The following is an 11,046-nucleotide window of genomic DNA, read 5'->3' as shown; positions in this document are numbered from 1 at the left end:
GCGCTAATCCTACTATTAAAAGGGAAACGGCCTTGAAAAAGTTAAAAACACTCTTTTTGTAACTTAAACCTAAATTATTGTTTTTATTTTTTACAAAAAACTATACATTTGGAGCTTAATAATAATAAAACCCACATATATGTCAATTTGGAAAAGAAAACCATTAAATCAGCTATTGGCGGAAGCCGCTGATTCCGAAAAAGGATTAAAGAAAACATTAACGGCACCCGGATTGGTTGCCTTAGGAATTGGAGCTATTATTGGAGCTGGTTTATTTTCAATTACAGGCCTTGCAGCCTCAATGAATGCAGGTCCAGCAATCACAATTTCGTTTCTTGTTGCTGCATTTGGATGTGTTTTTGCAGGTTTATGTTATGCTGAGTTTTCTTCTATGATTCCAGTAGCCGGAAGTGCCTATACTTATTCTTTTGCTACAATGGGAGAATTTGTCGCTTGGATTATTGGATGGGATTTAGTTTTAGAATATGCCGTTGGAGCCGCCACGGTTTCCATCAGTTGGTCCAGATATTTTGGCAAATTCCTCAGTGGCTATGGTATTCATCTCAACGAGGCCTACATGCTTTCTCCTTTTGAAGGAGGAATCATTAATCTGCCTGCGGTGGCCATTGTTATGGTTATGTCCTTAATATTAATCAGAGGAACAAAAGAATCTGCTACCGTAAACAGTATTATCGTTTTATTAAAAGTTACAATTGTTTTGGTTTTTATTGCTGTGGGATGGCAGTACATCAGACCAGAAAATTACACACCATACATACCACAAAATACTGGGAAATTTGGTGAATTCGGTTTTTCCGGAATCATTAGAGCAGCCGCTATTGTATTTTTCGCTTATATTGGTTTTGATGCTGTATCTACAGCAGCGCAAGAAGCTAAAAACCCAAAAAGAGACATGCCTATTGGTATTTTATTATCATTAGCCATTTGTACCGTTTTATACATTCTATTTGCTCACGTAATGACAGGAGTTGTAAATTATCAAGCATTTGCTGGTAAAGACGGAATTGCACCTGTGGCCATTGCTGTTGAAGCTATGGGTCATGCAGGACCAAATGGTATGATTACTCCAGCTTATCCATGGTTAAACAACGCCATTTTACTTTCTATATTAGGTGGATACGCTTCTGTAATTTTAGTAATGCTAATGGGACAAAGTAGAGTATTTTTCTCTATGAGTAAAGATGGTTTAATGCCTAAAGTATTCTCTGAAGTTCACGCAAAATTCAGAACACCTGCTAAAAACAATTTATTGTTTATGGTTATTGTGAGTCTTTTCGCCGCTTTTGTTCCTGCACGAGTAGTAGGAGAAATGACCAGTATTGGTACTTTATTCGCTTTTATCCTTGTTTGTATTGGGGTATTGATTATGCGTAAAAAGATGCCAGATGCTCCAAGAGCTTTTAGAACTCCACTAGTTCCTTTTGTACCTATTGCAGGAGTCCTAGTATGTTTGTTTATGATGGTATTTTTACCACTAGATACTTGGATTAGACTTATTGCTTGGATGATGATTGGTTTTGACTTATACTTATTCTACGGAATGAAAAACAGTATACTAAACAAAGGAACATTTACTGCCAGCAGTTACAAAACTATTGCTTATTCTGGATTTTTTATGGTGATTGCCTTAGTGGTTGTCGCTTATATCAACCATCAAGACGCAAACGTTGATGGTACTTTCTTATATTATTTCTCTTTAGTGTTTGCAGCGATTCACGCTCTAATATTTGCCTATAGTTATAATAAAACAAGATAAGTAACAACTTCACATAAAAGAGGGCTATAAAGTAAATGAAATTACTTTATAGCCCTCTTTTTATTATATCCCTGTCTTAAGATCTACAAATCAAATACTGAAGTGCGCTTGGCACGAATTAAATCCTTTAATCGAATCCAAAAAGCCAAAGTAAGATAAACACCAAAGCCCAAACCCGCTGTTACAAACGAAATGTAAATAAAAAACAATCGCACACTAGTTACGCGCATTCCTAGTTTATCTGCCAACCTTGAAGACACATGAAAACCATATTTTTCGAAAAAGAATTTGAGTTTTAAAATAACTGACATGTCTTTAGTTTAGATTATTGACAAAAATACAAAATTACCTCAATAGATACAATTTAGCACAAGCACGAGCATCCGACAAAGCTTCGTGATGATTTAATTGAATCTTCATTTCACGGCAACAGTCGCTCAACTTCGTTGGCTTCAATCCCTTTGCCTTATAAATCTTAACAGTACATTCCCATCTTGGAGCAATGTTTAAATCTTCATACTGCAACCCATACAGCGCCATAGACTTCGCCAACACATTGCGATCAAAACTTTCGTTATGAGCCACGACAACCCTGTTTTTAAGGCGTTTTTCTATTTCAGGGTACACTTGCAAAAAAGACTTCGCATTTGCCGTATCACGAGGATAAATACCATGAACCTGAATAGTAAAAGGATTATACTCATTATTAGGCGGTTTAATCAAAGTGACAAATTCATCTACAATTATTCCATCTTCTACGGTTACTATACCTACAGAACACGGATGATAAGCCGTTGCTGTCTCAAAATCTATAGCGGTGAAATTCATTTTAAATAGAGTTAAGCTAAAAAAAATCCATAAATCTAATGAGTAAACTAGATCTATGGATTTCTAAATTTAATACAATCTTTTATTTTATAGAACCAATGATATCATATTTCGTAATGATATGATGGCTCCCATTTTCTAAATCAACCAAAACTGCATCGTTTTCCTTTGAAAAAAGCTTAGAAACTTCTTCTATTGGCGTTCCTAATTTCACAATTGGAAAAGGTTTCCCCATTACTTCTTTAATAGGTTTTTCCGCTACATTTTTATCCGCCACATAACTTCTAAACAAATCCGTTTCTCCAACAGAACCCACAAATCCATTAATATCCACTACAGGAATCTGTGAGATTTTATATTTACGCATACGTTCAATAGCATGTGAAACAAGTTCTTCTGTACGCACCACTATAAGCGGCTTGTCAATATGATCCTTGATAACATCTTCAGCCTTGGTCACATTTTCATCTAAAAACCCACGCTCACGCATCCAATCATCATTAAACATTTTCCCTACATAACGACTACCTGAATCGTGAAAAAGCACTACAACAACATCATCAGCCGTGAAGTGTTCCTTAAGCTGCAACAACCCTTTCACACAAGCACCCGCAGAATTACCCACAAAAATAGCTTCTTCAAGTGCAATTTTTCTAGTATAAACCGCAGCATCTTTATCCGTTACTTTCGTGAATCCATCGATTAAAGAAAAATCAACATTTTTAGGCAAAATATCTTCTCCAATCCCCTCTGTGATATACGAATAGATTTCATTTTCATCAAAGATCCCCGTTTCATGGTATTTTTTAAAAACAGAACCGTAGGTATCAATTCCCCAAATTTTAATGTTTGGATTCTTTTCTTTCAGGTATTTTCCAACCCCTGAAATCGTTCCACCCGTTCCTACTCCAACAACAAAATGTGTAATCTTTCCATCGGTTTGTTTCCAAATTTCCGGTCCAGTTTGCTCGTAATGTGCTAGTGAATTGGATAAGTTATCGTATTGATTAACATACCACGAATTAGGGGTTTCTTCCGCTAAACGCTTTGAAACCGAATAATAAGAACGTGGATCAGTTGGTTCAACATCCGTTGGACAAACTACTACTTTGGCACCTACAGCACGCAAAATATCCATTTTTTCTTTGGATTGTTTATCCGATATTACGCAAATTAATTTGTATCCTTTTATAATAGCCACTAGTGCCAATCCCATACCCGTATTTCCAGAAGTCCCTTCTATAATAGTTCCTCCAGGTTTCAAACGGCCATCCGCCTCTGCATCTTCAATCATCTTTACGGCCATTCTGTCTTTTACAGAATTACCAGGATTAAAAGTTTCGACTTTTGCCAATACTAAGGCATCAATTTCAGCAACAATTTTGTTGAGCTTTACCAATGGTGTATTACCAATTGTCTCTAAAATATTTTTTGAAAAGTCCATTTTATTTAAATTTTACTAATTTATTATTACTACAAGTAGCATCTTATTTTATTGAAAGAAATTCCAAACCAAACCAAATCGAATCGAAAAATCACGATACGGATTATTAGGCGCCGAATAGTAATCGCTTTTCGAGAAAAGCGCATTTACATGCTCTGCTTTGAAATAAAATCGGGTTTGACGAATTCTAGCATTCACAAACAAATCAAATAGAGGATAATTCCCTATTTCTTTGGTGTTTTGAACAAAAAACTCTCCCACAACAGGATTGTAATCGTTACCGTAATACTTACTGAAATAGTTCAAAATAATTCCACTTTGCATATACAAGGCCTTCTTAAAAAAGTAACCTGAATAATAGAAGGTATTTCTGGTAACCAAGTCAGGAACATTTAAAATCAAATCAGATTGATCTACCTTTTGATACAAGATGGTATTATCTAAAGCAAAACGACCAAATTTAAACTCTCGGCTTGCTTTAACAGACAAATAGTTAATCGCATTGCCATACTGAGCTGGATTCACGATTTGAACTTGATTTAATTTTTGATCTGGAGTTGATATGTCTGCAAAATACAAATGGTCTTTTAATACCGAATACTGAACCTCCGCATTTAACCAAGGTGTAAAAACATTAGCACTAATGGCATTTATTTTTTCATTCTTAAAATCATTCGACCAATTGTATTGAACATAACTACTTTGGTAAAGGTTAAAATTGTTATTAGGTAGTTTATTGATGTTTTGATATCTAAAATCAAACTTGATTCCCTCGTTTAGTTCGTATCTCAATTTTGCATCTAAATTAGATAACGACTCATTGGTAATGGATCTTGAATACAGAAATCGGCCGTTCCATTTATTCTTTTGATATTCGTACTGCCCTCCAACATTATTGAATTGTTGGTAGAGATTATTTGGTATTACCGATCCATCTTCTTTCACTATAATTCGATTGTAGCTGTAATTTGATCTGTAATCGTCAATGAAGAAATTAAATTTCCCTAAAAGCACATTCTCATAAGCAAGACCAACTTTATTGTATAATTTTTCAAAATGGGTTTGATCATTGATACCATTATTTACATAAGCCTCTCCGAATCGCTGAACCGGCAAATTATCTACGGTAGAAACAACGGTTGCTTGATTGTATTCGTAAAACTTATTCTCATAATTAAACTGATGAGACAGATATAAATTATTATCTCCTTCTTTTGGATTTATTCTAAAAGCATGATCAAAAAACAAACGTTTACCTTTTAAAAAGGATTTTGCATCTGTTAAATAAACCTGTAGTCGTTGACGGTTTTTAAAATCCGTATTGCCACTTTCAAAATCCTCAGCGGTCGTAATCCCACCATTTTCTTGATTTAAGATATCTTGATAGGTGTAATGCGCATTTAAACTATATCTTTTATCGGTAGTAAAATAACTCGTTGTGAATCTAAAATTTCCCGTACTTGCTAATTGATTTATATACGCTCCCTCAGAACGTAAACCTCTATAAGCAATAGAAAAATTCAGATTTTTAGAGGTGTTTAAAGTTATAAACGAATCCACATTTTGTCCTTTGTTTATTGTGGTATTAAAAAACAATTCCGTTAAGGGAGTAGCCACTGAATAATAGTGAATTTGATTGGCCTCCAAAAAGTTAAAGTGCTTGCCTTTAAAACCAAGTTCAGGATAGGGCGAAAAATCAGTCAAACTATATTGCAAGGTATTGTAGGTCTGCCCAATATTAGAAAAAGACAACAAGCCAAAATCATCCTTTCGAAGGTAATTTTGCTTATAGGCACTTTTTATCGTTAATGAAGTATCTACATAAGTAGTATCGTGCTCTAAGGTGATAATTTGGTATTGATCTATGGTGGCTATTTTGGCTTTCCTCTTCTTAACAGTATCCGTAATACTCGAATACTTTGTATTCATGTCCAAATTCTTTTTAGGAGTAGGTTTTGTTTGAGAAAACAATAAAGTTGGTACAACTAATAGATATAGAAAAATGAATATTCTCATTTGATGCATTTGTATGTAATTATTTCGACAAAATTTAGTCAAGCAAAGGTAAAAGATAAAAGCGTATAAATAAAAAAACATCATAGATAATATAGCCCCACTACCATTACTAGATTAGAAAACGAAAACCCCGATAACAAAAGTATCGGGGCTCTCAAAAAAAAATCAAAATATTTATTGTTTAGTACCCAGCTGGATTCAAATTAATTTCAAACTTCTCAATAGTACGTAAAGATCAATTCCGTAACTGGGTACCCGAATAAATTTCATTTAAACTTATTACAGTTCATTTTGAACCACTAATGGATTAGCATTGATCTCAGCTCTAGGGATCAACCACTGCCATCTTTTATCCGTTGCCGGAACACTCATCACTCCATTGGTAAGTCCAGAATCATGATTAGCACCTGTTCTATCCAAAGCAGAATTGGTTCTCTTTAAATCATAAAATCTAAATCCTTCACCCCATAATTCAATTCTTCTTTGAAACCAAATTTCATCTACTAAGGCTTGACCAGTATTGACAGACAAAACATAAGAAGGGTTCCTACTTTTTACCAAAGTAAACAATACTGTATTGGCATCAGCTAATCCTAATCTTGCTTTTGCCTCCGCTTCAATAAGGTACATTTCAGCTACACGCATATAAGGAACATCACACCTACTATCCCCTGTACTGATCGATAAAAATTTCTGGCTTGTATATGGGAACTTCGTATAAGTTGAAGGCAAATTTAAGGCAGTATGTTTACCTGTTTTATCAAACAAAGTAGAACGTACATCTGTAGTAGGAATTAAATTATAAAGCTTACTATTGATGGCTTTGGGACAAGAACGAATAACAGTTGAATTGTAATTTCTAGACATATAAGCACCGAAATTACCAAAGTAGTCCGTTTGAACTTCATTGATATGGCTTCCCCACATCCACTCCACATTATTAAAGTCATTAAATCCTTTCACGTATTCAGCTGCATTCATTAAAGTGCGACCTGCTTTTGCTTTAGCAGCATAGTCGGCAGCTATAGCCCAATTTCCTTGCGTTAAAGCAACCCTAGCTTTTAAACCTTGAGCCACTTTTAAATCCAAATGCGAATTGTTCAATTTTGAAAAACCAACCAATAAAACATTGGCTTCATCTAAATCTTTGTTGATTTGTGTATACACCTCTTCCACTGTAGAACGAGCAAAAGCTTCATTTCCTACTGTTAAAACAACAGGAACTCCTAGTTGTGTATTGGTTGTTCCGTTTACATACCTTTTTCCATAGATTTGCACCAATTGATAGTGCGCAAAAGCTCTATAAAGCAAAGCTTGTCCTTTTACTATCTTTTTGTCTTCCTCTGGACCAACTGCTGCATCGGTAGCATTAATGATTGTATTGGCATTTCTGATGATTCTATAGTAGGTTCTATACGGAAATCTAATGTCTTGTGCGGCTTCATTGGCCATACCATTCCAGTTATACACTTGTAAAAAATAACCATTACTAACCGGAAAAATAACATCATCTCCTGCGATGTCCATTTGTTGCATCAAGCCCCCTAATCCATTCTCATTTTGATTGGATTCGTATCGTACATATAAGGATCTATGAATACCATTTAGGGTCGTCATTAAATTTTCCGTCGTTTTGGTAGCCGCCTCATAATCCACAAATTCAGTCGGTTTTTTATCTAAAAAATCATCAGAACAAGAAGCGAGTGTTACAACTGAAATAGCAAGAAGTAGCTGTTTTATATATTTTGATTTCATAATATTATTTATTAAAAGTTTAAGTTTAAACCTAATGTAATCACTCTAGAAGGTGTATACCTATTTTGAGTCGTTCCATTAAAAGTTTGACTTGGATCCATTCCTTGACGTTTACTAGACAATAGTAAATTTTCACCATTTACGTACAACGTCGCATTGTCTACACCAATTTTAGAAACAAGATCCGATGGCATTTTGTACGACAAATTAACTTGTCGCAAAGACAAATAATCAGAGCTTACTAACCATCTATCAGAAGCTGCACTAGACTGGGTATTTCTGTTGATGTCCATTCTCGGAACATTGGTAATATCCCCTGGTTTTTGCCATCTGTCAAGCGCATCAACACTTAAAGCCGAACCGTAGGTAACTCCTGAATGCATAAGAGCTAAATAGTTAGAATCATACATCATTCCACCAATTTGATAAGCAAATAACACCTCTAATTTTAAACCTTTGTACTCCACATTAGTTCCAAAAGTTCCAAATAAATCAGGAATGGCTGAATCTGCATAATGGAACAAGGCCTTATTTGGATCTGTAGTTACATTAACCCCATTTACCACTCTTTGAACAGCATCACCAGCAACTATTAATTTAGGATCTGAAACATATAAAGCATATCCATCTGTAGCATCTACACCATACCAATCTCTTAACCAATAATCGTAGATAGATTGACCAGCCATTAGTTTTTTAGTCCCATTGATGATTTCTTTTTGCGGTAATTTTGTGATCTCATTTTTAATGGTAGAAGCATTCACATTTAATCCCCAAGAGAAATCATTTGTTTTTAAAACAACTGCATCTAATGAAACCTCAAAACCTTTATTTGACATAGATCCGATATTTTCTACTCTTTCGTCTAAACCTGAAGACAATGGATTTGGTACTGAAAAGATCAAACCATCTGTATTTCTGTTGTAATACTCCACACTACCCTTAAGTCTGTTATTAAACAAACCAAATTCAACCGCTAGATCTTTTTGTGTGTTTTTTTCCCAAACCAAATTAGGCGAACCTTGTGCATTGGTTACAATACCACCTTCATTACCATTATCATAACCCAAGCTAAAGGTTGGCTGACTCACATAGAAACTCAAGGCATCATTACTAGTATGAGAATCATTACCCACTTCCCCTATCGAAGCTCTTAACTTTAATTCATTAATCCATGAACTATTCTCCAAGAAACTTTCTCTAGAAAGAACCCAAGCTCCTCCAACTGACCAGAAATTCCCCCAACGATTGTCTTTTGAAAATTTAGACGAACCGTCTCTTCTTAAAGAAGCAGACAAAATATATTTGTCTTTATAATCGTAACCTAATCTAGAAAAATAAGATTCAGTACTGTAATTTCTAGTGTAAGACGATAAATCAGTGGTTGTAGCATAATTGATAAATTCAGGATTATCAGGAGTAACTTGTCCGGTTTTTGTTCCCGTTAACCACTCTCTTTCATAATCAAAACTCTCATGACCTAACAAAACGGACACATTATGATCTCCAATTTTTTTAGTATAATTCAATAATTGATTGTAGGTAACACCCGTTATCACTCTATTTTCTTTTGCGATTAATCCTGTTGGAGCTCCATCCCCAATTTCAGTATTATACGTATAAGTTCTATTATAGTAGGTCTTATCTAAAGCGGCATTAATGGTAAATTTGAAATCTCTTAAAAATTTAAACTCCGCAAAGGTTCTAGCAGAAAGCGCTAATCCTTTTTGATTATCGGTATTGTTTAACGTTTCATAAACAATGTTTCTACCGTTTGAAGCTCCCGAGCCTCTAGCTCTTGAGAAAACTTTATTCCCCAAAGCGTCATAGATAAAGTCTCCATTTGTCGCGTGTTCATGAACAGGGTAAATTGGCCCCATGGTTCTAATGGTTCTAAATGGGTTATTAAAAGAAGAACTATTATCAACACCATCTACAGCTAAATTTGAATCTGTAGTCGTTCCTGATAAGTTAATCCCGGTCTTGAACCAGTCGTTAAAAGTGGTATTCACATTTAAACGCGCTGCAATCCTTTCGTAATCCGACTTTTGAATATATCCATCTTCATTCAAATACCCTAATGAAGCAAAATAATTCGATTTCTCAGATTTACCTTGGTATGAAAAGTCCACATTTTGACGAACTCCTGCTCTTTCTAATGGTGCTGCCCAATCCAAATCCTGAGGATACAATAAGCTTGCTTTAGGATTTAATTTCCCATCTGTACCTACAATTTCTCCATTAGGAACATTAAAAGGGTTTGTTATTAAAACCACAGGAACTCTACCAGAAGCATAGGTATTTGCTGCATCAAGTTGCGCTGGTGTCCCCATAGCGCGACTATTTCTGATAGCCTCCCATTCTAATGGGTAATATTGCATGGCATCTACTCTCTCATATTCTTTAATCATTCTTGAAGTCATACCTTGACTTACATTTAATGAGAATTTATCTTTTGATGATTTTCCTGTTTTTGTCGTAATAATCACAACACCATTGGCCGCTTTTGAACCGTAAAGCGAAGTAGATGAAGCATCTTTAAGAACTGACAAACTCTCGATATCATTTGAATTCAAAGTACTAATATCGCCCGCAAACGGCACACCGTCTACAACATACAAAGGAGTGTTAGATCCGTTCACAGAACTAAAACCTCTAATCCTAATCGCTGGAGCCGAACCTGGTTGTCCTGCAGCACTTTGTATCTGAACTCCTGCAGTCGCACCTTCGATAGCAGATAAAACATTCGTTAATGGTCTTTTATTCAAATCTTCCCCTTTAATTGATACCGCTGATCCTGTGTATGAACTCTTTTTAGCCTGACCATACGCGATCACAACAACCTCCTCTAAGGCTTTTCCTGAATCTTTCATTTTAACATTAACTGTCGAAGATGGCCCTACCACAACAGTGATTTGATCCATTCCTACATAAGAAAAAACAAGCACATCTCCCGCTTTTGCTTTAATGGAAAAACCTCCATCAAAATCCGTTTGTGTGCTAACTTTCGATCCTCTAACGTTGATATTCACTCCTGGAATAACTCCCGTATCACCAGAAACAATACCCGAAACAGTCTTCTCCTGAGCAAAAGAAACCTGCATAGATAACGCTACTAACAGCGTAAAGATCCATTTAAATTTAAATTTCATTTTTTTAGTTTGTTTTGAATTAGTATGCGGCAAACATCTTAATTATTTCTTAAAATTACAAGCCTGTTTTAACA

General features: G+C 35.2%; 7 protein-coding genes. 1 reads left to right on the top strand and 6 read right to left on the bottom strand.

Going from position 1 to position 11,046, the window contains the following annotated elements; translation table 11 throughout:
• Positions 1-139: 139 nt before the first annotated feature.
• A complete protein-coding gene (locus AC51AA_RS16865) occupies positions 140-1,777 on the top strand; it encodes an amino acid permease (protein WP_500703383.1) in 1,638 nt (545 codons plus the stop codon).
• An 83-nt stretch (positions 1,778-1,860) separates the two neighbouring features.
• Here the strand turns inward: AC51AA_RS16865 and AC51AA_RS16860 are convergent, their stop codons facing one another.
• From AC51AA_RS16860 to AC51AA_RS16835, 6 genes are all read right to left on the bottom strand, one after another.
• Complete coding sequence (locus tag AC51AA_RS16860) at positions 1,861-2,088, bottom strand: PspC domain-containing protein (RefSeq protein ID WP_500703382.1); 228 nt, start codon at positions 2,086-2,088, stop codon at positions 1,861-1,863.
• A 34-nt stretch (positions 2,089-2,122) separates the two neighbouring features.
• The gene (locus tag AC51AA_RS16855) at positions 2,123-2,605 is read right to left on the bottom strand and encodes a 3'-5' exonuclease (protein ID WP_500703381.1); all 483 of its coding nucleotides are present in this window, start codon (positions 2,603-2,605) and stop codon (positions 2,123-2,125) included.
• 82 nt (positions 2,606-2,687) lie between these two features.
• A complete protein-coding gene (locus AC51AA_RS16850; protein WP_500703380.1) occupies positions 2,688-4,049 on the bottom strand; it encodes a pyridoxal-phosphate dependent enzyme in 1,362 nt (453 codons plus the stop codon).
• A gap of 48 nt (positions 4,050-4,097) precedes the next feature.
• Entirely contained in the window at positions 4,098-6,065 is a 1,968-nt protein-coding gene (locus AC51AA_RS16845) for a putative porin (protein ID WP_500703379.1), read from the bottom strand.
• A 279-nt stretch (positions 6,066-6,344) separates the two neighbouring features.
• A complete protein-coding gene (locus AC51AA_RS16840; RefSeq protein WP_500703378.1) occupies positions 6,345-7,820 on the bottom strand; it encodes a RagB/SusD family nutrient uptake outer membrane protein in 1,476 nt (491 codons plus the stop codon).
• Positions 7,821-7,831: 11 nt separating this feature from the next.
• Positions 7,832-10,972, bottom strand: a complete 3,141-nt coding sequence (locus AC51AA_RS16835; protein ID WP_500703377.1) for a SusC/RagA family TonB-linked outer membrane protein — start codon at positions 10,970-10,972, stop codon at positions 7,832-7,834.
• Positions 10,973-11,046: the final 74 nt, after the last annotated feature.

The sequence above is a fragment of the Flavobacterium sp. OHVDL-2026-0007 genome (assembly GCF_059882335.1).
This window is presented reverse-complemented; position numbering and strand designations above follow the sequence as displayed.

Bases quoted from the DNA above. Each gene is read 5' to 3' on its own strand.
- AC51AA_RS16855 (WP_500703381.1), bottom strand. From the start codon at position 2,605: ATGAATTTCACCGCTATAGATTTTGAGACAGCAACGGCTTATCATCCG.
- AC51AA_RS16850 (WP_500703380.1), bottom strand. From the start codon at position 4,049: ATGGACTTTTCAAAAAATATTTTAGAGACAATTGGTAATACACCATTG.
- AC51AA_RS16865 (WP_500703383.1), top strand. From the start codon at position 140: ATGTCAATTTGGAAAAGAAAACCATTAAATCAGCTATTGGCGGAAGCC.
- AC51AA_RS16840 (WP_500703378.1), bottom strand. From the start codon at position 7,820: ATGAAATCAAAATATATAAAACAGCTACTTCTTGCTATTTCAGTTGTA.
- AC51AA_RS16860 (WP_500703382.1), bottom strand. From the start codon at position 2,088: ATGTCAGTTATTTTAAAACTCAAATTCTTTTTCGAAAAATATGGTTTT.
- AC51AA_RS16835 (WP_500703377.1), bottom strand. From the start codon at position 10,972: ATGAAATTTAAATTTAAATGGATCTTTACGCTGTTAGTAGCGTTATCT.
- AC51AA_RS16845 (WP_500703379.1), bottom strand. From the start codon at position 6,065: ATGAGAATATTCATTTTTCTATATCTATTAGTTGTACCAACTTTATTG.